This window comes from Brachybacterium sp. ACRRE, from assembly GCF_022346485.1.
Classification (GTDB): Bacteria; Actinomycetota; Actinomycetes; order Actinomycetales; family Dermabacteraceae; genus Brachybacterium; species Brachybacterium halotolerans.
Genome location: NZ_JAKRMO010000010.1, coordinates 1 through 22581, shown reverse-complemented (window position 1 = coordinate 22581; position 22581 = coordinate 1). Strand labels below are relative to the sequence as shown.

General features: G+C 72.3%; 19 protein-coding genes and 1 riboswitch. Of the genes, 16 read left to right on the top strand and 3 right to left on the bottom strand.

Going from position 1 to position 22581, the window contains the following annotated elements:
* Positions 1-533: 533 nt before the first annotated feature.
* The 9 genes from MHY49_RS04635 to MHY49_RS04595 all read left to right on the top strand — a co-directional run bounded on the left by MHY49_RS04635 (position 534) and on the right by MHY49_RS04595 (position 10536).
* On the top strand, positions 534-1682 hold the full coding sequence (locus MHY49_RS04635) for an alpha/beta fold hydrolase (RefSeq protein WP_239202920.1): 1149 nt from the start codon (positions 534-536) through the stop codon (positions 1680-1682).
* Between the two features lie 459 nt (positions 1683-2141).
* Entirely contained in the window at positions 2142-2903 is a 762-nt protein-coding gene (locus MHY49_RS04630) for a hypothetical protein (RefSeq protein ID WP_239202919.1), read from the top strand.
* Positions 2904-2993: 90 nt separating this feature from the next.
* Entirely contained in the window at positions 2994-3710 is a 717-nt protein-coding gene (locus tag MHY49_RS04625; protein ID WP_239202918.1) for a DinB family protein, read from the top strand.
* 159 nt (positions 3711-3869) lie between these two features.
* Entirely contained in the window at positions 3870-4205 is a 336-nt protein-coding gene (locus tag MHY49_RS04620; protein WP_239202917.1) for a hypothetical protein, read from the top strand.
* A gap of 408 nt (positions 4206-4613) precedes the next feature.
* Entirely contained in the window at positions 4614-6131 is a 1518-nt protein-coding gene (locus MHY49_RS04615; protein WP_239202916.1) for an MmgE/PrpD family protein, read from the top strand.
* A gap of 27 nt (positions 6132-6158) precedes the next feature.
* Positions 6159-7193 carry a methylisocitrate lyase gene (gene prpB / locus MHY49_RS04610; RefSeq protein ID WP_239202915.1) on the top strand — a complete coding sequence of 345 codons (1035 nt, stop codon included), beginning with the start codon at positions 6159-6161 and terminating at the stop codon, positions 7191-7193.
* Complete coding sequence (locus tag MHY49_RS04605; protein ID WP_239202914.1) at positions 7190-8383, top strand: bifunctional 2-methylcitrate synthase/citrate synthase; 1194 nt, start codon at positions 7190-7192, stop codon at positions 8381-8383. The genes prpB and MHY49_RS04605 overlap by 4 nt, the downstream gene beginning before the upstream one ends.
* Complete coding sequence (locus tag MHY49_RS04600) at positions 8376-9455, top strand: FAD-dependent monooxygenase (protein ID WP_239202913.1); 1080 nt, start codon at positions 8376-8378, stop codon at positions 9453-9455. The genes MHY49_RS04605 and MHY49_RS04600 overlap by 8 nt, the downstream gene beginning before the upstream one ends.
* Before the next feature lie 145 nt (positions 9456-9600).
* Positions 9601-10536: an aldo/keto reductase gene (locus MHY49_RS04595; RefSeq protein ID WP_239202912.1), complete on the top strand. Its 936-nt coding sequence runs from the start codon at positions 9601-9603 to the stop codon at positions 10534-10536.
* Here the strand turns inward: MHY49_RS04595 and MHY49_RS04590 are convergent.
* Entirely contained in the window at positions 10526-11143 is a 618-nt protein-coding gene (locus MHY49_RS04590) for a DUF2087 domain-containing protein (RefSeq protein WP_239202911.1), read from the bottom strand. The two genes, MHY49_RS04595 and MHY49_RS04590, sit on opposite strands and share 11 nt — an antisense overlap.
* Before the next feature lie 348 nt (positions 11144-11491).
* Between MHY49_RS04590 and MHY49_RS04585 the strand changes: the two genes are divergently transcribed.
* Positions 11492-11848 (top strand): FAM98 family protein, encoded by a 357-nt coding sequence (locus MHY49_RS04585; RefSeq protein ID WP_239202910.1) that lies wholly within the window; start codon positions 11492-11494, stop codon positions 11846-11848.
* Between the two features lie 36 nt (positions 11849-11884).
* On the opposite strand, the gene MHY49_RS04580 is transcribed toward MHY49_RS04585, so the two are convergent.
* Positions 11885-12487, bottom strand: coding sequence for a class I SAM-dependent methyltransferase (locus tag MHY49_RS04580; protein ID WP_228358756.1), 603 nt, complete (start codon positions 12485-12487; stop codon positions 11885-11887).
* 177 nt (positions 12488-12664) lie between these two features.
* On the opposite strand from MHY49_RS04580, the gene MHY49_RS04575 reads away from it, so the two are divergent.
* Positions 12665-14695 carry a glycosyltransferase gene (locus tag MHY49_RS04575; RefSeq protein WP_239202909.1) on the top strand — a complete coding sequence of 677 codons (2031 nt, stop codon included), beginning with the start codon at positions 12665-12667 and terminating at the stop codon, positions 14693-14695.
* 51 nt (positions 14696-14746) lie between these two features.
* Here the strand turns inward: MHY49_RS04575 and MHY49_RS04570 are convergent, their stop codons facing one another.
* The gene (locus MHY49_RS04570; protein WP_239202908.1) at positions 14747-15814 is read right to left on the bottom strand and encodes an ADP-ribosylglycohydrolase family protein; all 1068 of its coding nucleotides are present in this window, start codon (positions 15812-15814) and stop codon (positions 14747-14749) included.
* Between the two features lie 234 nt (positions 15815-16048).
* Here MHY49_RS04570 and MHY49_RS04565 point away from each other — a divergent pair, with 234 nt between their 5' ends.
* The 5 genes from MHY49_RS04565 to MHY49_RS04545 all read left to right on the top strand — a co-directional run.
* Positions 16049-16891, top strand: a complete 843-nt coding sequence (locus tag MHY49_RS04565; protein WP_228358759.1) for a hypothetical protein — start codon at positions 16049-16051, stop codon at positions 16889-16891.
* Between the two features lie 91 nt (positions 16892-16982).
* Complete coding sequence (locus MHY49_RS04560) at positions 16983-19085, top strand: M13 family metallopeptidase (RefSeq protein WP_239202907.1); 2103 nt, start codon at positions 16983-16985, stop codon at positions 19083-19085.
* Positions 19086-19092: 7 nt separating this feature from the next.
* A complete protein-coding gene (locus MHY49_RS04555; protein WP_239202906.1) occupies positions 19093-19671 on the top strand; it encodes a hypothetical protein in 579 nt (192 codons plus the stop codon).
* 304 nt (positions 19672-19975) lie between these two features.
* Positions 19976-20082, top strand: a riboswitch (TPP riboswitch).
* 75 nt (positions 20083-20157) lie between these two features.
* Positions 20158-20898: an ECF transporter S component gene (locus MHY49_RS04550; protein ID WP_239202905.1), complete on the top strand. Its 741-nt coding sequence runs from the start codon at positions 20158-20160 to the stop codon at positions 20896-20898.
* A partial coding sequence (locus MHY49_RS04545; RefSeq protein WP_239202904.1) for an ABC transporter ATP-binding protein occupies positions 20895-22581 on the top strand: 1687 nt, incomplete at its 3' end. The genes MHY49_RS04550 and MHY49_RS04545, both read left to right, overlap by 4 nt.

Genomic DNA, 22581 nt, shown 5'->3' with positions numbered 1-22581 from the left:
CCGACGGGAAGCGCTGAGTCGTACGCACTCAAGTAGAGATCCGCTCCGCAGGGCTGTCAAACCCCGCCTCATCAACCTTGAGCACACTGGACTCAACTACAGGAGCCTGCCGTTCATTCCCCGGTGGGCAGGAAGTGGCCCAGTTCACGGATGCGGGTTCACGAGGGGTCGGCAGCAGCCGCATCCGCCCGTCCGTGCCGCGTATCGATTCGCATCCGCCTACCAGGCGAAGTCGAAGGAGGCCCTCGGCGCGAGCGGGACCACAGGCATCTCCAGCGTGTGCTGTGACTCTCGACTGCAAGGCCGCCACCGGCCGACGAGAGATCGGTGGGGCTGCGTCGGCTGTGGTTGCCGGACGATGGGCCCCGAGAACCTCGGCGTCCACTCTCCCGACGGTCACGGCCGGAGCTGCTCGCTCTGGAGTCGTGCCGACACCCGATGGTCAACCGGGACCTCGCCCAGCCCCGGTGGGCGCCGGGCATACGGTTGGCGGACGGTGCTTTCTTCTCTGCGCCAGGGAGCCATGATCCGACATGTCCCGGTCCCCTCTGCCATTCGACGCGCATGCCGATCCCGCACTGCTCGCCGACCTCGCCGCCCGTCTGCGCGCGACCCGATGGCCACCCGCAGCCGCTGCGCCCGCATGGGTCCACGGCACCGACCTTCTGTGGCTGCAGTCCCTGTGCTCGGACTGGATCGCCCGCATCGACGGGACCGGACCGGTCGACGACTGGTCCGATCGCGAGCACGAGTTGGTACAGATCGAGGACGTCTCAATACACGTCGTTCGCGGAACCTCGAGCAAGAGGCGGCGCGATGGAATCCCCCTGCTGCTCACTCATGGATGGCCCAGCGCGTTCGTGGAGTACCTGCCCGCCCTCGACATGCTCACCGACCCCGCAGCTCACGGGGTGACTGGACCGGCATTCGACGTCGTGCTCGCATCGCTTCCGGGCTACGGCTGGTCAACCCGACCCGACCGAGCCATGACCTACGCCGAGACCGCCCGTCTGTGGCACGTCGTGATGGCCGAGCTCGGCTACGACCGGTACGGCGTCGGCGGTGGAGACTTCGGGTCAGGCGTGGCCACCATGATGGCGATCCAACAGCCAGACCGGGTGATCGGTTTGCATCTGTCGACTCTCGAACTCCTCCCCGAGGTCGCCGACCACGACTCACTGTCCACTGAGGAACGGGAGTGGCGGCAGGCCGACCAGGCGCACTGGACGATCGACGGCGGCTACAAGGCCATCCAATCCACCCGGCCACAGAGTCTCGCCTACGCTCTGACGGATTCCCCTGCCGGACTGGCCGGATGGATCGGTGAGAAGTGGCACGGCTGGGTCGAAGACCCTGCCCGCCTGAGCGCCTCCCCGCTGCGTGAGGTCCTGCTCGACGTGCTCACGCTCTACTGGACGACAGGCTGCATCGGCCCTTCCATGCGGGACTACGCCGACAATCGCCTCCATCCCCCATCGCTGGACGGAGCCAGGATCGAGGTCCCCACGGGCATCCCGCTCTTCGCCGACCCCGGCGGCATCCCGCCCCGGCACCACGTCGAGCGGCTCTACAACGTCGCGCACTGGCAGGACGTTCCTCACGGCGGACATTTCGCACCAGCGGAAGCACCCCGCACGTTCACCGGGGACATCTGCGCGTTCTTCGCAGGTCTCGACATCTGATGGTCGCGCCGATGCCAAGGACATGAGGAATAGACGACCAACGCTCGTCGGGCACTCCGAACCTCCACCCCAGCTGACCGCCCTCATCTGGGAACTCCAGCCACCACACGCGTCGTTCGCATCACGCGCATCACGCGCGCAGCCGAGACCCCCCACTGGCACGGTCAGAACGCCGCCATGGATACTCAAGGCCACAGTCGAGAGAAGCCGCGACACGCGAGGATCGGGACGAGCAGGGAGATTCCGTCAGCACCACGGCGGTGTCGAACTGCTGGTCATGGGCATCCCCCGCTCGATGGACCGCGCGAGAACCTGCAATGGAAGTGCCGTCGGACCGATGTGCGCCGTGGCGGTGACGACTCGAGCTCTGAAGGGTCATCGTGGCGACCGGGGAGAGCGCCGTACGGCGCAACGCCGTCGGACCCGCTCACGACCAGATCCGTGCCATACCCTCGCGGGATGCCCCGGCTTCCCACTCCGATCCCGCGCCCCGACGACCACACCGACGCGCCGCCGGACACCAGCCGCTTCCAACGCCTGGAGGGCGCCGCGGTACGGCGCTCGGCGCAGTCGCTGCAGCAGCGCATCAGCTCCCGGTTCCCCGATCGCACGCTCTGGGAGGTGTGCGGCGAAGTGGTGGGGATCGTGGACGAGATCAACGCGGGATCCGGGATCAGCAGGCGCCGCGTGCGCGCGGCTCGCGTCCTCTCGCGCCTGGGCATGCTGCTGATCGCGATCTCCCTGGGCGGCGCGGTGGCGCTGGCGATCGCCCAGGTCGTCTCCTCCCCCGGTGCCGTCGGACCGCTCGACCTGCTGCCGCTGATCGAGACGATCATCAACGACCTGGTGTTCGGCGGCATCGCCGTGTTCTTCCTCTTCTCGCTGCCCGAGCGGATGGAGCGGGCACGCGTGCTGAGGATCCTGCACCGCCTGCGCTCCCTCGCGCACGTGATCGACATGCACCAGCTCACCAAGGTCCCCGAGCGCCTCGAACGCGCCACCCGGGAGGAGGGCGGCATGGATCTGGACCGGGCTGACCTCACCCGATATCTCGACTTCTCCACCGAGATGCTGTCGCTGGTGGGCAAGAGCGCCGCGCTGTTCGCCGAGGACACGACGGACGGGGACGTGCTGGACGCGGTCCAGGGCATCGAGGCCCTCACCTCGGACATGGCCCGCAAGGTCTGGCAGAAGATCGGGATCATCCAGCAGCAGTCCTGAGAGACGGCGGCAGTGCTGACGGACGGCAAGGGTCCTGAGGGGAGGGTCGGCACGCCCCGATCGTCGGGGGCCGGGCCTACTGTGCCGGGCATGAGGCGATTCATGGATGAGGACCTGCGCGGCGCCGAGTTCCGCGAATGCGACCTGACCGGCGCGCGGCTCGTGGGCGTGCTCCTGGAGGACGCCGTCATCGAGGGCCGGGTGACGAACCTGGTCGTGAACGGAGTCGAGGTCATGGAATACGTCGATGCCGCGCTCGACCGCCGGCATCCGGTGCGTCGACTGCTCCGCTCCGATGATGTGCACGATCTGCGCCGCGCGGCGCGCGAGCTGCACGAGCAGTGGGAGGCGACGGCACAGCGCCTGCAACGCTCGCCCGGCCTCGAGCGCCGCAGCGTCCACGACGAGTGGTCGGCCCTGCAGACCCTGCGCCACCTGGTGTTCGTGCACGACTCATGGTTCCGTCGCTGCTGCCTCGGATCCGACGCCCCCTTCACCCCGCTGGGGCTGGGGATCGACGGGATCGTCGCGGAGGAACAGGGTCTCGACCCCGCGGCGGATCCCACGCTCGAGGACGTGCTCGCGATCAGGGCCGAGCAGACCGATGAGCTCGAGGACTGGCTGGGCGAGGTCGGCGCGGAGCAGCTCGGACAGCCTGCACCGATCCCCGACAACGACCTGTGGCCGCCCTATGCCCGGGGTCGCTCGGTGCGGCAGTGCCTGGGCACCGTGCTGCGCGAGACCTTCGAGCATCACGGGTTCTGCGTGCGCGATCTCGATCTGATCGAGCAGCCCGCCGCGGACTGAGCCCCGCACACCGGATATTTCTCCGCCCGGCGCGCCGCCTTCGTCTCCGGCGTACTCTCCCCGGCTTGGACATGGTGGGCATGGTGACGGGGCAGCAGATCGCAGCAACCGTCGCGGAACCCGCGGATGTTCCCGCCCGGTCGAAGGAGTGAGGCGACGATGGATCCCGAGCCCACCTATGACGTCCGGCCGCTGACGCCCGGGACGTGGTCCGCGTTCGAGGACCTCGTGGACCGGCACCACGGCATCTTCGGCGGCTGCTGGTGCACGCACTTCCACAAGGGGTGCTCCGCATGCGACCTGAGCCTCGAGGACGGTCGGGCGATCAAGCGGGACCTCGTCGAGAAGGGCGTCGCGCGCGCCGCCCTGGTGATGGACGGCGAGGAGGCCATCGCGTGGGCCGAGTTCGGGACCGCAGAGGAGCTGCCGAACATCCATCACCGCAAGGAGTACGAGGCCACGCAGGAGGTGGTCCCGGACTTCCGGATCACGTGAGTCTTCGTCGACCGTCGGCACCGGCGCCACGGGCTGACCGAGCAGGCGATCTCCGGCGCTCTCGACCTGATCGCGCAGGCCGGCGGAGGACGCGTCGAGAGCTATCCGCACGACCTCACGCAGCAGACGAAGAAGATGTCCTCCTCGTTCCTCTACAACGGCACCCGCCGTCTCTACGAACGGCTCGGCTTCGTCTACGACCGGCCCAAGGGACTGAAGAACTGCGTCATGCACACGATCGTCGCCCCCTCGTGAACGGCAGCGTCACGGACAGCAGCACCGCGCACTCGTGAACCCGACCTGATCCTTTCGCGCGGAGGAGCGCGAGGAAGACCGTGGCCCTCCCGGCGCGCTCCCGCACGGATGCGGTATACACGGAGACGCCCTGCGACGATCCGAGAGGACCCCATGCACGACATCGACGTCCGCGTCCACCGCTCCGAGGAGAACCTGCCGCGCGAGGAGCAGCTGGCCTGGCAGATGGCGCAGGTCGCCGTCGACCCCGTGGCCGTCGGCCCCGAGGTCACGGAGATGATCATCAACCGGGTCATCGACAACGCCGCGGTCGCCCTCGCCTCTCTGCGCCGCTCCCCCGTGGTCTCGGCCCGTGCGCAGGCCCTCAGCCACCCGGTCTCCCGCGGAGGATCCGGCGCCGGCGTGTTCGGCACCGATGAGCGCACCTCCCCGGAGTGGGCGGCCTGGGCCAACGGCGTCGCAGTGCGCGAGCTCGACTTCCACGACACCTTCCTGGCCGCCGAGTACTCCCATCCCGGTGACAACATCCCGCCGGTCCTCGCGGTCGCCGAGCACACGGGCGCCACCGGCGCGGACCTGATCCGCGGCATCGCCACCGGCTACGAGCTGCAGGTCGACCTCGCCCGCGCCATCAGCCTGCACGCCCACAAGATCGACCACGTGGCGCACCTGGGGCCGTCGGCCGCGGCCGGGATCGGCACACTCCTGGGCCTCGACGCGGAGACGATCTTCCAGGCCATCGGCCAGGCCCTGCACACCACCACCGCCACGCGCCAGTCGCGCAAGGGCGAGATCTCGACGTGGAAGGCGCACGCCCCCGCCTTCGCCGGGAAGATGGCCGTGGAGGCCGTGGATCGCGCCATGCGCGGGCAGACCTCCCCCGTCCCGATCTACGAGGGCGAGGACGGCGTGATCGCCTGGCTGCTCGACGGCCCCGATGCCCGCTACACCGTCTCCCTCCCCGACCCCGGCGAGCCCAAGCGCGCGATCCTCGACACCTTCACCAAGGAGCACTCGGCCGAGTACCAGGCGCAGGCCTGGATCGACCTGGCGCGCCGACTGCACGAGACGCATCCGGAGGTCACGGACCCCGAGCAGGTCGACTCGATCCTCATCCGCACCTCCCACCACACCCACTTCGTGATCGGCTCGGGAGCGAACGATCCGCAGAAGTACGACCCGCGCGCCTCCCGCGAGACGCTCGACCACTCGATCCCGTTCATCTTCGCCGTGGCCCTGCAGGACGGTGCGTGGCACCACGTCGACTCCTACGCCCCCGAGCGCGCCGGTCGGCCCGACACGGTCGCCCTGTGGCGGAAGGTCACCACGACCGAGGATCCCGAATGGACCCGCCGGTACCACTCACTGGACCTCGCCGAGAAGGCCTTCGGCGGCGCCGTCGAGATCACCCTGCGCGACGGCACCGTGATCCGGGACGAGATCGCCGTGGCCGACGCACACCCGCAGGGCGCCCGTCCCTTCGCGCGCGAGCAGTACGTCCGGAAGTTCCGCTCACTCGCCGAGGGCGTGGTCGAGGACGCCGAGGCCGACCGCTTCCTGCAGGCCGTCGAGGGCATCCCCGAGCTCCCGGCGGGGCAGTTGCACCGGCTCTCCCTGCGTGCGGCCGACGGCGTCATCGACCCCACGGCAGCACCCACCGGCCTGTTCTGACCCCGGATCCTGGAAGGACGAGCTTCGATGCTGAACTCCACGACCACCCCGTCGGCCAAGCGCCGCGCCCTGCGCGCGCTGCTGCGCCCGGGCGCCGCCGCCCCGTTCCCCGGCGCCTTCACGCCGCTGTCCACCCGACTCATCGAGGAGCAGGGCTTCCCGGGGGTGTACATCTCCGGCGCGGTGCTCGCGAACGAGCTGGGGCTGCCGGACATCGGCCTGACCACGCTCACCGAGGTCGCCGCCCGCGGCGCCCAGATCGCCCGCACCACCGACCTGCCGTGCCTCATCGACGCGGACACCGGCTTCGGCGAGCCCATGAACGTGGCCCGCACGATCCAGGAGCTCGAGGACGCGGGTCTGGCGGGCTGCCACATCGAGGACCAGGTCAACCCCAAGCGCTGCGGCCACCTCGACGGCAAGGCCACCGTGGACACCGCGACCGCCGTGCAGAGGATCCGCGCCGCGGTCGACGCCCGCCGTGATCCGGACTTCCTGGTGATGGCACGCACGGACCTGCGCGCCGGCGCCGGGCTCGACGCCGCGATCGAGCGCATGCGCGCCCTCGTGGACGCGGGGGCCGACGCGATCTTCCCCGAGGCGATGGCGGACCTCTCCGAGTTCGAGGCCGTGTGCCGGGCGGTCGACGTGCCCGTGCTGGCCAACATGACGGAGTTCGGGAAGTCCGCGCTGTACACCCGGGAGCAGCTCGCGCAGACCGGCGTCGCGCTCGTCATCTACCCCGTGACGCTGCTGCGCACCGCGATGGGCGCGATCGAGCGCGTCCTGCAGACCATCCGCGTCGAAGGGTCCCAGGCGTCCCACGTCGACGAGATGCTCACCCGTGCGCGGCTCTACGACCTCGTGGACTACGAGTCCTTCAGCAGCTTCGACACCGGCATCTTCGACTTCGAGGTCCCCGGCCGGGCCGGGACCGACAGCGCGGGCGCCGCAGACAGCGCAGGCACCGCGGACAGCGCAGGCACCGCAGACAGCACTCACAGCACCAGCAGCAGCACCAGCGGAACCATGAGCACGGACGAGCAGAGGAGCGAGTCATGAGCCCGAGCAGCCAGAGCGACCCCGCGCAGGACCCGTCGGCCGGCCCCGAGATCCACCGCGGGCTCGCGGGCGTCGTCACCGACGTCACCGCGATCTCGAAGGTCAACCCCGAGACCAACTCCCTGCTCTACCGCGGTTATCCGGTGCCGCAGCTCGCCGCGACCCAGCCCTTCGAGGCCGTCGCCCATCTGCTGTGGACCGGCGAGCTGCCCACGGAGGCGGAGCTCGAGGAGGACCGCGCCCACGAGCGCTCCCACCGCGCGCTCGCGTCCGAGGTGAAGGCGGCCCTGGACTCCCTGCCCACCACCTGCCACCCGATGGATTCCGTGCGCACCGCCGTCTCGGTGCTGGGCGGCCTGGATCCCACCGCGCAGGACGACGCGCCCGCCGCGGAGCTCGAGAAGGCCCGGCAGCTGCTCGCGCAGCTTCCCGCCGTCATCGCCTACGAGCAGCGGCGACGGCGCGCCGGAGGGCCCACCGAGCCGATCTCCCCGCGCGAGGACCTCGACTACTCCCAGAACTTCCTGTGGATGACCTTCGGGGAGGAGGCGGCGCCCGAGGTCGTCGATGCCTTCCGCGTCTCGATGGTGCTCTACGCCGAGCACTCCTTCAACGCCTCCACCTTCACCGCGCGCGTGATCACCTCGACTCTGTCCGACCTGCATTCGGCGGTCGTGGGCGCGATCGGCGCTCTCAAGGGTCCCCTGCACGGCGGCGCCAACGAGGCGGTCATGCACACCTTCGAGGAGATCGGAATCCGCCCCGAGGAGTCCGAGTCCGCGGCGAAGGACCGCGCGAAGGCCTGGATGGATGACGCCCTCGCGCAGAAGAAGAAGGTCATGGGCTTCGGTCACCGCGTCTACAAGAACGGCGATTCGCGCGTGCCCACCATGAAGCAGGCGCTCGACGCGATGATCGACCACGTGGGCCGCCCGGAGATCCTCGGCCTCTACGACGGGCTCGAGCAGTCGATGGACGAGGCGAAGTCCATCAAGCCCAACCTCGACTACCCCGCCGGGCCGACGTACCACCTGATGGGCTTCGACACCGAGATGTTCACGCCGCTGTTCATCGCCTCGCGGATCACCGGGTGGACCGCGCACATCATGGAGCAGCGGGCCGCGAACGCCCTGATCCGCCCGCTCTCGGAGTACGTCGGCCCCGAGGAGAGGCCGGTCCCGGGTGCGTGATGCCCGCCGCGGGTCCTCGTCCGCGGGGCCCGAGCGCTTCCGGCGGGTGCTGCGCATCCGGATCCTCGGCGCGGGCGTCGCCGGGACAGCGGCGGCGGCCCTCCTCGCGGCCGCCGGCCACGAGGTCGAGCTGATCGACGAGGACTTCGCGCAGCCGGCGCTGGGGACCTCCCTCGCTCTGTTCCCGCCGGCCCAGCGGGTGCTCGCGCGGATCGGCGTCCTCGACGCCGTGAGCGCGGGAGCGACGGCCCCGCGGGAGGGACGCCTGGTGGGGCGCGAGGGCCGAGTGCTCGCGACCCTGCCCTCGGGCGATGCACTGCTGGTGCCGCGCCCGCACCTGCTCGCCTGCCTGCGCAGGGCGCTGCCGAGCGAGGTACGACGGCGACGGATGCGCGTCCAGGACGTGCGTCCGCTGCGGCGCGGGGCCGACGTGCTCGTGGGCGCCGACGGACTGCACTCGCTGACCCGGCTCTCCGGCTGGGGCGAGGGAGCCCGGGTCCGCGGGCACGGGATGACGATCCTGCGCGGCATCACCCCGCAGGCGCCGCCGGAGATCTCGGAGACCTGGGGCGGCGGGTGGCTGTTCGGCATCACGCCGCTCACAGGGGGCGGCACCAACTGGTTCGCGTCCGTGCCCGAGCACCGGGCCCCCGATCGCGAGGGCGACCTCGCGCACCTGCGGAGCGTCGTGGGCGGCGCACGGGCGTCGATCGATGCCGTCCTCGAGGCGGCTGTGCCCGCGCGCACGACGGTGCACGGCCTGTTCACCGTCCCGCCGGTGCGGCCCGTGCGCGAGGACGTGGTGCTGATCGGCGACGCCGCGCACGCGATGGCGCCGAACCTGGGGCACGGAGCGAACACCGCGCTCTCGGACGCCGCCGCCCTCGCCACGGCGCTCGACGGCGCGCAGCGCATCCGCCCCGCCCTGGCCCGCTACGCCGCGCGGCGGCACCTGGTCGACCAGGGCTGGAGGCTCGGCTCGGAGGCGATGCTGCGCGCCGCGATGGCCGACGGATCCGCGGGATGGCGGGACGCCGTGCTCGGCGCGGCCGGTCGGGTCCTCGCCCGCTGACCCCGAGGCGCCCGTCGAGCGGTCCTCGTATCCCGCCGAAGCCTCGTGTCGGCCCGTGAACACCCTTCGGACGCATGTCAGGTCATGGTCCTATCGTCGGCGGTGACGCATCAGCACTGACCCCTCGACATCGCAGGAGTGGCACATGACCAACGACCTCATCGGCGACCTCCCCCTCGTCCTCGGCGGAAACACCTTCGGCTGGACCAGCGACGAGGACCAGTCCTTCGCCGTGCTCGACGCCTTCCTCGCCGCCGGAGGTCGCCAGATCGACACGGCCGACGTCTACTCCGCGTGGGCCCCGGGCAACGACGGCGGCGTCTCCGAGGCCGTGATCGGCCGCTGGCTCGCCGCGCGCGGCACCCGGGACCAGGTCGTGCTCGCCACGAAGGTCGGCTCCCTCGCCTCCCGCAAGGGCCTCGCGCGGGAGAACGTCGAGGCCGCCCTCGAGGACTCCCTCGCCCGCCTCGGCACCGACCGCGTGAACCTCTACTACGCCCACTTCGACGACGAGACGCAGTCCCCCGCCGAGCTCGCCCGCACCTTCGACTCCCTGGTGCGCGCCGGGAAGGTGGGCGCCATCGGCATCTCGAACCTCTCCCCCGAGCGCCAGCGCGCCTGGATCGACGCGGCCCGCGCCGAGGACCTCACCGTGCCCTCGGCCATCCAGGTGCAGTACTCCCTCGCCCACCGCGCGGACGTCGAGAACGGCTACGGGCAGGTCGTCGAGGAGAACGACCTCGCCCTGTTCAGCTACTTCTCGCTCGCCGCCGGCCTGCTCACGGGCAAGTACCGCTCCGCGGCAGACCTCGAGGGGGTCGCCCGCGGCGCCCAGCTCTCCGGTTACGGCACGTCCGAGGGCTTCGCCCTCGTGGACGTCCTCGTCGACGTCGCCGCACGCCACGACGCCGAGCCGACGGCGGTGGCCCTCGCCTGGCTGCGCGCGAAGGGCGTGACCGCGCCGGTCGCCTCGGCCCGCACCACCGCTCAGCTCCCGGCGCTGATCGCCGGCGCGGAGCTGGAGCTCACGACCGAGGACGTCGCCGCCCTGGACGCGGCCTCCGCACCGTTCACGCGCTGACCGCAGGGTCCGCGGGGCCTGCGGGTCCCGCGGGGCCCGCGGGCCCTCCGGGCTCGGCGGGATCTGCGGGCCGGGTGGGATCCGCAGGCTCGGCGGATGCGCCGAGCTCCTCACCGAGGGTCCCGGCGAGGAAGCGCGGCAGCCAGACGGCCTCCCAGTCGCTGACCTCCTGGGCCATGTTGCCCACGCGAACCGGCGGCGCGTCCGGGAGCCAGTAGGTGCCCACGCCGTCGCGCTCGAGGTAACCGTAGTCGACGAGCTCGCGGCGCAGGTAGGCGACGTCCTCGTGGACGGGCCGCAGGATGTCGCCGACCTCGGCCTCGGTATAGACCTCCCCGGGGGCGAAGCGCGCGAGCAGCTCGAGCAGCACCGAGAGGCGCGTCTTGCGCTTGGCGGGGATGCGCTCGAGCCCGCCGTCGCGCAGAAAGGGGCGGATGAGCTTCTCGTGGCGCGCACGCGCCGCCGCGGGATCGGGCGTCGGGACGGCGATGCGCTCGGGTCGGGTCGCGGCCTGCGCGAGCAGCGCGGCGCGGGCCGCCGTGAAGTTCTCGCCTGTGCGCTCCATGCGGGCGCGCACGAGCTTCTTGAAGTCGGAGGAGCGGGTCATCGGATCACCTCTGCCGCCATGGCATCCCCAGCCTGCATCGGCGGCGCGATGCCTCGACGATGATCGGTCCGGATCCGAGGATCTGCTCCCCTTCGCCCCGAGGGCGCGGGCTGGGGCCGACGCCGGGCTGGGCGGTGGATCGCCGCCGGGAACACCCTAACGGATCGCACCGGTCCCCCGGATGCGTGCCTGGCTATGGCGACAGCGGTGGCGACAGCTGTGGCGACGGCGATGGCGATGGCGATGGCGATCGAGGGCGCGGGCGTTCGAACGCTCGTTCGTCCCACCCCTCTCCTAGTCTCCGAAGACCGAAGCCGCCGGCGCCGCCGGAGGCGGGAAGGAGGAGTCATGGACACCGTCGGACATCCTGGGTCCCGGGTGCGCGCCGTCCATCCCGAGCGGACCGTGCGCCGGGAGCGCGACCGCATCCGCGCGGGGCTCCTGCTGAGGGCGCCCGGGCTCGAGCGGCGCATCGTGGAGACCTCGAGCGGATCGCTGCTGGTGCGGTTCCCCGCCGCGACGGCGAGCACGGCATGCGCTGGGAGCGCCGACGGGATCGAGATCGGGAGGCTCCCCGACCGAGGAGGCGCCTCGTGGGTCGTGGTCGTGCGCCGTCAGGGGCGCGCGAGCGTGCGGCGCTGCGCGAGCGTGGAGCAGGTGGTGCGCTCGGCGCTCATCGGCCTGCGGTCGGCCCGCGCCGCGTGACGCCGCCGGCCGGCGCCTTGACCCACGGGCCGGGCCTCAGCTCAGGCGGCGGGCCAGCGTCGAGATGACGTGCCAGTGCTTCTTCGCGGAGCTGTAGGAGCGGCCGTCCTCGTTGCGGACCTCGCGGTCCAGCACGCGGAACCCGCGGAACATCTCGCCGATCTCCTGGGCGCTCAGGGTTGCGATGTCCTCGCGCTCGGCCCAGCTGTCCGACTCGCCGAACAGGTCCACGGCGATCACGCCGCCGATCTTCAGCGCTCCGGTGAGCTTCGGCCAGATCTCGCGCAGACCGTCCGGGCCCAGCATCGGCAGGGCGTAGGCGGAGTAGACGATGTCGGCCGCGGGGAACTGCTCGACGTCCCGCGCATCCATGTGATGGAAGTTGATGCGACCGGTCATGCGCTCGTTCTCGACGAGGCGCTGCGTGAGCGTGTCATCGGTGTCGTAGGCGTGGACGGTCAGGCCGCGGCGCGCGAATTCGAGCGCGTCGGCGCCACCACCGGCGCCGATGTCGATCGCGACCTTCCCGGGCCCATCTCCGCCCGCGGCGTGCACAGCTTGCGTCACGACCCGCCGGGCGGGACGCGCCGCAGCACTGGCGTTGTATGCGTGCCAGTCGATCGTGGGGGCGGTGTCCATGCAGTTCAGGGTATCGACCTTCATCCAACATTCAATATGACCGAGGCCTGGCGCACACCGGTTTCGTCACCAGCGAACACCAGGGGCCCTCTGCGCCGGTTCCCAGGCGCGGATGCGGCGTGCGTCCTGCGCGATCGCGCGCTCCGCGGGAGCCCTTCCACTCTTAGGATGATGTACATGTCAACCACGCCGCTGCGCCTGCTGCTCGTCTCGCTGCACACCTCCCCGCTCGCAGTGCCCGGCGGCGCCGATGCCGGCGGCATGAACGTGGTGGTCCTCGAGCAGGCGCGCGCCCTCGCCGCCGCCGGCCACCAGGTCGACATCGTCACCCGCCGCAGCGATCCCGACGCGCCTGCGATCCGCTCGGTCGCCCCGCGCCTGCGTCAGGTCCTGCTGCACGGCGGTCCCGCGACGCCGCTCGCCAAGAGCGCGATGGAGCAGGCCATCGAGCCGTTCTCCGCGGACCTCGAGCGACTCGTCTCCGACGCCGAGCAGGCCGGGGAGCCGTACTCCCTGATCCACTCCCACCACTGGTTCAGCGGCGTGGCCGCGCTGCCCGTCGCCCACCGGCATCAGCTGCCGCACCTGCAGTCCTTCCACTCCGTCGCGGCCCCGGAGGGCTCGACCACGCTGGGCGCCGGAGAACCCGCCGAGTCCGCCGGTCGCATCCCCGGCGAGCGCCGCACGGCGAGGGAATCCCAGCTGGTCATCGCCGTCTCCCAGGCCGAGGCCCGCACGGTCCGCGAGCGCTACGGGGTCCCCTCGGATCGCGTGCTCGTGGTCCCGCCGGGCGTCGACACCGCACGCTTCCGCCCCTCCCCTCTGAGCCCTCAGGAGCGACTGGAGGAGCCCACGATGCTGTTCGCCGCGCGGCTGCAGCCCCTCAAGGCGCCGGACCTCGCCCTCGACGTGCTCGCCCGGCTCGACGAGTCCTGCAGGGCCCGTCTGGTGCTGGTGGGCGCCGCCTCGGAGGACTTCGCGGCCTACCGCGCGGAGCTCGAGGAGTCCGCCCGCTCGCTGGGCCTCGCCGACCGCGTCGCGTTCGCCGGCTCCATGGACCAGGACGAGCTGGCCGCCCGCATGCGCGAGGCCGCCGTCCTCCTGCTGCCCAGCTGGTCGGAGACGTTCGGGCTGGTCGCCCTCGAGGCCCAGTCCAGCGGCACCCCGGTGGTCGCCTGGGACCGCGCGGGCGGCGTGCAGGAGGCCGTGGGCCCCGGCAGCCGCCTGATCGCCGGCCGCGACCCGGACGTCTGGGCCGAGGCCGTCGAGTCCCTGATCGGCGAGGAGGCGGCCTTCCAGGAGGCCTCCCGCGCCGTGCGCGCCTTCGCGGAGACCCGCACCTGGCAGGCGTGCGCCCATCACCTCGAGCGGATCTACCGGGCCGTCGTCCACGGCGGAGCCGCCCACGGCCCGTCGGACCCCTGGCACCTGGTGCGCACCGCCGGCACCGTGCTGGCCGTGCACGCCCACCCCGACGACGAATCGCTCGCCACCGGTGCGCTGCTGGCCGACCTCTCCGCGCGCGGAACCCGCGTCGTGGTCGTCACCGCGACCCGCGGCGAGGAGGGCGAGGTCGTCCCCGGCGCGATTCCCGAGGACGACGAGCGCCCCCTCGAGGAGGTCCGCGCGCAGGAGGTGCGCCGCGCCCTCGGAGCGCTGGGTATCGACGAGCACCACATGCTCGGCGAGGCCCCGGCCCTGGCCGAGGGCGCCGCGCCCCGGCGCTACCGAGACTCGGGCATGCGCTGGGTGCGCGAGGGCGTCGCCGGTCCGTCGGAGACCGCGGGCCCGACGAGCTTCACCCATCAGGATCTCGACCAGGAGATCGCCGACCTCTCCGCGCTCATCGCGCACGTGCGGCCCGACGTGGTCCTCGGCTACGACGACCAGGGCACCTACGGGCACCCCGACCATCTGCGCGCGCACGAGGCGACGGCCGGGGCGGCGTGCGCGCAGGGCGTGCCGTTCGTGGAGGTCGCGAGCGAGCCCGATCCCGAGGCCGCGGCCGACGGAGAGCCCTTCGCCTTCCGCGACCAGCCGGGCTCAGCCTCCGCCCTGGCCGCGGCGCTGCGCGCCTACCGCACCCAGCTCACGGTGATCGGCGACCTCGAGGGCGTGCCGGGCGGGGTGCGCGTGCGGCACGTGGGAGGCCAGCTGCAGGACGTCCCGCTGCGCACCGGCCTGCGGATCACCGCCGGGAGGGACTGAGTCTCAGCCCTCGGCCTCAGTCCTCGGCTCTCAGCCCTCGGCCTTCACACCTCAGCCGGCGGCGTCGGACGGGCAGCGGCGCTGCTCGGCCGGGGCCACCACGCGCTCGACGAGGCTCTCGAGCTCGGCGACCTCGTAGCCGGGCCAGCCGAACATCTCGCGCCGCCACTCCGGCGGCACGGCCTTGGGGCCGAGCGCGGCGCCCACCAGCGCACCGGTGATGCACGCGACGGTGTCGGTGTCGTAGCCCGCGCGGACCGCCGAGGAGAGCGCATCCACGAGGGCCGCACGGCGGGCGAATCGGTCCTCGGGCAGGGGCAGCACGCTGTGCACCGCCGACCACGCCCCCTGGAACGCGGCGACCACCCAGCCGTTGCGCGGGAAGTCGACGGGACGCGCCGACTCGGCCTCCTCGATGCGCTCCCGCCAGAGCTCGCGGCGATCCTCCGGGAGACGGTCCAGGGCCACGCGCACGTCGATCTCGCCGCTCAGGATCGCGTGACGCACCGCGAACCCCCACAGCACGCAGGCCTCGACCGCGTCGGGGTGCACATGGGTGAGGCGGCAGATCGTGCGGATCGCGTCCTCGGTGTCCTCGTCGGAGGAGAAGAGATAGGGCAGCACGCTCGCGTGGGAGCGCATGAGCGCGGCGTTGCCCGCGACCCGCGGGAGGTCGCGGTGCGCGTCCTCGGCGGCCTGCCGGAGGTCGCTCGCATGGGGCATGGAGTGCCCGGCCCCGCGGGCCACGTCGGCCGCGCGGCGCATGACGGTCGAGGTCAAGGCGCCGATGTCCGGGGTGCCCATCGACCACGCGTACCACTCGCGCGCGATCTGATCGAGGGCGGACGCCGTGCGCAGGTCGTGGGTGCCGGGGGTCGCGGCCGCCGCCTCGAGGACGACGATCGCCATCGAGGTGTCGTCGGTCCACTCCGCCTCGCCCCACTCCAGGACGCCGCCGCCGATCATGCCCACGTCCTCGCTCGGGGCGATGGGGCCCTGGAACTCGTACGGTGCGCCCAGGGCGTCGCCCGCGGCCGCCGCGACCACCGCGCCGATGGCGCGCTCGAGGACGTCGCCGTCCGAGGTCCGGGCGTCGTCGCAGGGCTGGTCGCGGGTCACGAGGACATGTTTCCACACGACCATGGGCCATGTCCGGGAGAATGTCCGGTCCCCGGACGCACATGGCCCCCGGTGGGGAGAACCTCACACGGACGTGACGATCGGCGGCCCGGACACGTCGCGCACCAGCGCATCCGCGCCGACGCCCGGTGTTCCGCCCGCCTCCTCGAGGGCCCTGCCACCAGCGGAGCACCAGGCACGGCCGATACAGTGGAGCGACTTCGAAGGAGCCCCATGACCACCTCGTCCTCTCCGTCCTCCGCCGCGGATCCCGAGGTCCCCGGCGAGGCCGCCTCCTGCAGCAGCGACCCGCACGGCTCGGACCCCCACGACCACACCGGGCACGACCATCCGCCCACGGGCGCGGAGATCGTCAGCGCGCTCGTGCGCGGACTGTCAATCGTCTCGCTCGTGATCCCCGCGGTCGCCGTCGTCCTCGTGCTCGTCTGCCTGCCCGCGACGCCCTCGACCCCGCTGCCCCTCGTGCTCGGCATCGCCCTCGGCGCCCTGCAGCTCGTGGTCGTCGTGGTCACCAGCATGTTCGTCTCGAAGGTCCAGAGACGCCTCGCCGTCAACCCCGGACCGATGGCGGTGCGCTCGAGCGTCGAGGAGGTGCTGCGCCTGGCCGCGGTGCTCTTCGCGGGCCTGCTCTGGCCCTCGGAGGCCGTCGGCCCCATGGGCATCTGGCTCGGGCTCGGCACGGCGCTGGTCTGGATCGTCCTGGCCACCGCGCAGACGGTGAGCGCCCGGCGCCGGATCGCCGCGCCCTCCGCGTGGGCGACCGAGGCCGTCGGCACCTTCCTCACCGAGAAGGTGAGCGTGCCCCGCTCGATGGTGCTGCGCGTCCTGGACGTCGTGGGCACCGCGCTCTTCCAGATCGGCGCGACCGTGCTGATCGTGCTCTCCCCCGTGCTCACGATCGGCACCATCGTGCTGTCGATCGCGACGGGACTGTCCACCCTGATCCTGCAGCGCCGCAGCCCGGGCGAGCGCCCGCACACCCTGTGGGCGTACGCGCCCTTCGGTATCGGCGTGCTCACCGCCGCGCTCGCGCTGCTGGGACTGTCCACCCTCTGATCCCCGCGATCCGGACGGCTGTCGGCGCGCGGAGCGCGTCCGCCGACGGACCGACCGGCCCGACGCCACCCTCTTCGACGAAGGAGTCACCATGACCGATGCCGTCCCCTCCGACAGCGCCCCGACCGCAGCGCCGGCCGGATCCGAGATCCGCTCGGGCCTGGACCGCAGCGGCGTCTCGGACTCGATCCGCGTGCAGGACGACCTGTTCGGACACGTCAACGGCACCTGGCTCGCGGAGCACGAGATCCCCGCCGATCGCGCGTCCGACGGGGAGTTCCGACGCCTGCGGGACCTCGCGGAGGAGCGCGTGCGCGCCATCGTCGAGGAGGCCGCCGAGGATCCCGAGCTCGCCGCGGCACTCGCATCCGGCGACGCCCCGGAGACGGATCGTGGACGCGCGGGCCTGCTCTACCGGCTGTTCATGGACGAGGACGCGGTCGAGGCCGCCGGCGCCGCGCCGCTGGTCCCTCTTCTCGACGAGGTCGCCTCCACGGACTCGCTCGCGGATCTGGTGCGCCTGCTCGCCTCCCCCGTGGCCGGCACCAGCGCCCTGCACGCCTATGTGTGGACCGATGACGACGACTCCTCCCGCTACCAGATCAAGCTGCACCAGGGCGGGCTGGGCCTGCCCGACGAGTCCTACTACCGCGAGGACTCCTACGCACCGATCCGCGAGGCCTACGTCGGCCATCTCGCGCGCCTCGCCGACCTCGCGTCCCTGCCCGACCGCGAGGGACTCGTCGCCGGGGACTCGGACGAGCTGGCCCGCGCAGTCATGGACTTCGAGACGCGGCTCGCGGCGTGCCACGTGGACCGGGTGCGCCTGCGCGACAGCGAGAAGTCGAACAACCCGATGGACGCCGCGCAGCGGGAATCCCTCGCCCCCGCGTTCCCCTGGGACGCGTACGTCCAGGGCACGGGCGCGCCCGCCGGCGCCTTCGACGTGGTCTGCGTGAGCCAGCCCGAGTTCGTCGAGGCCGTCGCCCCGCTGCTCGCGGCCGAGGACCTCGCCGTGCTGCGCACCTGGGCCGCCCTGCACACCGTCGGCGCCTTCGCCCCGTACCTCTCCTCTGCCTTCGTCGAGGAGGACTTCGACTTCTCCGGGCGCACCCTCTCCGGCGCCGAGCAGCTGCGCGAGCGCTGGAAGCGCGGCATCTCGCTGGTCGAGGGTGCCGTCGGCTTCGCGATCGGACAGGACTACGTCGCCCGGCACTTTCCGCCGGACCACAAGGCGCGCATGCAGGAGCTGGTCGGCGCGCTGCTGGACGCCTACCGCGAGTCGATCTCGACGCTCGCGTGGATGACGCCGGGCACCCGCGAGAAGGCCCTCGCCAAGCTCGAGCTGTTCACCCCGAAGATCGCCTACCCCGACGTGTGGCGCACCTACGAGGGTCTGGTGCTGGACCCGCACGACCTCGTCGCCTCGGTGCGCGCCGCCCGCATGCACGATGCCGCCCATGACTTCGCGAAGCTCGACGGGCCCGTCGACCGCGACGAGTGGCACATGACCCCGCAGACGGTCAACGCCTACTACAACCCGGGAGCGAACGAGATCGTCTTCCCCGCCGCGATCCTCGAGCCGCCGTTCTTCGACGCCGAGGCCGAGGACGCCGTGAACTTCGGCGGCATCGGCGCCGTGATCGGCCACGAGATCGGGCACGGCTTCGACGACCAGGGCTCCAAGTACGACGGCGAGGGGAACCTGCGCTCCTGGTGGACTGACGAGGACCGCGAGGCCTTCGAGCAGCGCACCCGTGCGCTCATCGACCAGTTCGACGCCCTCACCCCGCGCGTGCTGCGCGAGCAGGCTGAGGCGAAGGCGTCAGACGCGACCGACGGCGACGATGAGCTGCCCCATGTCAACGGCAGCCTCACGATCGGCGAGAACATCGGCGACCTGGGCGGGCTCACCATCGCGATCAAGGCCTACCTCGCGCGCTCCGGCGGGAACCCGCCGCGCCTGGACGACATGAGCGGACTGCAGCGCGTGTTCTGGTCCTGGGCCACGGTGTGGCGCGCGAAGTCCCGCGCGCAGGATGCGGCGCGCATGCTGGCGATCGACCCGCACTCCCCCGCCGAGTTCCGCTGCAATGCGATCGCGAGCAACCTCGACGCCTTCCACGCGGCCTTCGACGTGCGCGAGGACGACGCGATGTACCGCGCGCCCGAAGAGCGCGTGAGCATCTGGTGAGGACGGCGTGAGCAGGCCCGAGGCGCCCTTCCACGTGGGGCGGACGACGCCCGGCGCGGTGGGCTGGACCCGCATCGGCATGAGCGTCGTGATCGGCGTCGGCATCGCCGGGTACGCGCTCGCCTGGGCGCGGGGCGAGACGGTCGTGCTGGGCCTGGTGCTCGCCCTGGCCGTGCTCGTGTACGCCTTCTGGTCGTGGATGCGGCTGTCCACCCGGTTCGTGGTCGACGGGGGCGGGGTGACCGTGAGCCTCGGAGGCTTCCTGCCGCGCCCCGCCTGGCCCGTCGCCGACTTCCGCACCGTGCAGCTGCGCCGCATCCCGGGAGAGTCGCTCGGCGCGACGGTGGGCGGGCTCGGCTGGCGCCGCGGCCGCGTGATCTCGCCCGAGAACGGGAGCATCGAGGCGCTGCCCGGCCGCAAGGTCTTCACCACCGGCGAGCAGCGGTCCTCCTACCGCCTGATGGTCTCGCGCCCCGGGACCCTCGTGGAGATCATCGGCCGCGAGGGCACCCACTTCCTGCTCTCCCCCGACGATCCCCGCGCCGCCGCCGAGGCGATCGACCAGGCCATCCGCGCCCGCCGCTGATCCGCGCGCGCTGAAGCCCCGCCGACCGCTCGTCGGCCCATCCGCGCCCCGCCGGCGTCGCGAGAAGTACGAAACGGTTGCCATGAGCGCTCTTGGCAACCGTTTCGTACTTCTCGCGCCCCTTCGCCCCTTCGCCCCTTCGCCCCTTCGCCCGTTCGCCGGTTCGGCCGTTCGGGAGCGGGTCGGGACGGGACCGTCGGATCCCGTCGCCTCGCACGAGTCGTCGGGCGTCGGCCGACCCGGGCGATCTGGCGCACATCCCGAGGGCGCACCGACCGCCCCGCGCGATATCATCGACGCTGACATCCACAGACAGGGGAGCACCGCAGAGGTGCTGAGAGTGCGCACAGAGCGCAGACCCTCGAACCTGATCCGGTTCAGACCGGCGTAGGGAGTCGGGATTCTTCTGCGATGTCCGCCGCGCCGGATCTCTGCATCCGGGGCCGACGGGCCTCGCGGCCCCTTCCGCATCGGAAGGAGAACCAGATGTCGACCAGTTCCACCCCCGCCGCCTCGTCCGCGCGCGCCGAGAAGACCGCGGCGACCGGCGGAGCACCGGCACCTGCCCAGTCACCCGCACAGGCGTCTGCACCGGCATCGGCACCGGCACCCGCACCGGCGAGCGACGCCCTCGCACGTCGGCCGCTGCCGGCCTACCGCACCGTGGACCTCGTGCTGACGGTCGCGATCGGCGTCGTCTTCGCCTTCGTGTTCCTCGCCTGGGGCCAGGTGTACACGCTCTTCACCCCGCTGCAGGCCGTCCTGCCCCCGTCGGTGGGGCTGCTCGCGGGCGTGTGGTTCCTGCCTGCGCTGGTGGCGATGCTCATCGTGCGCCGTCCCGGCGCCGCCGTGCTGGCGGAGGTCATCGCCGCCGTCCTCGAGATGGTCCTCGGCGGGCAGTGGGGCATCGGCACCGTGGTCAGCGGCCTGCTGCAGGGCGGAGGCGTCGAGATCGCGTTCCTCGTCACCGCCTACCGCCGCTTCACCCTGCCCGTGGCGATCGCCGGCGGCGCACTCTCGGGGATCCTCGAATGGGTCTACGAGCGCTTCTCCTACTACCCCGAGTGGTCCTGGGCCTCGGCCTGGGCGCTGCTGGGCTTCTTCATCGTCTCCGGCGCGTTGCTGTGCGGGGTGCTGGGGTGGCTGATCGTGCGCGCCCTCGGTGCGACCGGCGCCCTGAGCGCCTTCCCGGCAGGGCGCCAGTGGGGACGGCGGTCGCGCGCATGAGCGCGGGGCCGACGGTGCTCGGGGCGACCTCTGGGGCCGACGGGACGACCGCTGGGGCCGACAGGACGCTCGGCGACGCGGCTCCCGACGGAACGGGTCCCGCCTCCCACGCCGCCGTGCCGCTCGGTCTCGACGCCGTCACCTGGACACCGTCGACCCGCTCCCACCCGACGATCGACGACCTCACCCTGCACATCCCGGCCGGCCAGCGCGTGCTGCTCACGGGACCCAGCGGCGGCGGCAAGTCGACCGTGCTCCGGGCCCTCACGGGCCTGCTCGACACCAGCACGGGCGACCTCGCGGGCGATGCCACCGGCCCCACCCGGCCGGGCGAGCGCGGACTGCTCCTGCAGCAGCCGCTGCACGCCCTGATCGGCGGGAGCGTCGGCCGAGACGCGGCCTTCGGTCCCGAGAACGCGGCGCTGGACCGCGAGGAGATCCAGCGCCGCGTGACCTCCGCCCTGCACGCGGCGCGCGTCGGGCTGGACGCCGCGACCTCGCCGTGGGATCTCAGCGGCGGGCAGCAGCAGAGGCTCGCCCTCGCCGGCTCCCTGGCGCTGGATCCCGGTGCGCTGCTGCTGGACGAGCCGCTGAGCATGCTCGATCGGCCGACGGCCCGCGAGGTCCGCGCCGCGATCCTGGATGCGGTCGGCGATCGCACCCTGGTGGTCGCCGACCACGACGCCGACGGCTGGGCCCCGCACGTGGACCGCGTGATCGTGCTCGGAGCGCAGGCGCACGTGCTCGCGGACGGCGCTCCCGACGACGTCCTCGAGCAGCCCGATCCGGCCGCCATGCCCGATCCGGCCGCCGCTCCCGACCCGACCGCCATGCCGGCCTCTGCGCGCGCATCCGGCACGTCCGGCACACCGGTGCTGTCGCTCTCGAGAGTCTCGATCGCGCGACGGCGACGACGGGACGAGGCCCGGGGGAAGCGGACCGTCGCCTCTCCCCTCCTCGACGGCCTCGACCTGGCCGTCCCCGCAGGATGTGTCGCGGTCCTCACCGGGCCGAGCGGCAGCGGCAAGACCACGCTGCTGCGCACGATCCTGGGCCTCGCCGACCCGGCCGGAGGACACCTCGAGCGTCCCGAGCCCTCGAGGATCGCCTTCGTCCCTCAGGAGCCCGAGCACTCCTTCGTCGCCCGCACCGTGCGCGCTGAGGTCACCGCCTCGCCTTGGGCGCACGACTCCGAACTCGCCGAGAGCCTGCTGCAGCGCGCCGACCTCGCGCACCTCTCGGACGCTCAGCCCTTCGAGCTCTCCGGGGGCGAGCAGCGGCGCCTCGCGATCATCGCCGCCCTCGCCCAGGAACCCGCCCTCCTCGTGCTGGACGAGCCCACCGTGGGACTCGACCAGGAGCGTCGCACCCAGCTGTTCGCCCTGCTCGAGGAGGCGACCGCGCGCGGCTGCGCGGTGCTGGCCGCGACGCACGACCCCGATCTCATCACGCGCGCGCACGTGCGCCTGGACCTCGCGGAGCACGTGAGCACGGACGACGACGCGCAGTCCGCCTCCCCGGAGCCGGCCGCGACCGGCACCGCGCTGGCACCGGCACTGGCGCCGGCAACCGCATCCGCAACCGGTTCCGCATCCGCATCCCCACCCGCATTCGCATCCGCATCCGCATCCGCATCCGCATCCGACACCACCCTCCGCCCGCCCCGCCGTCCTCGTCCTGCCC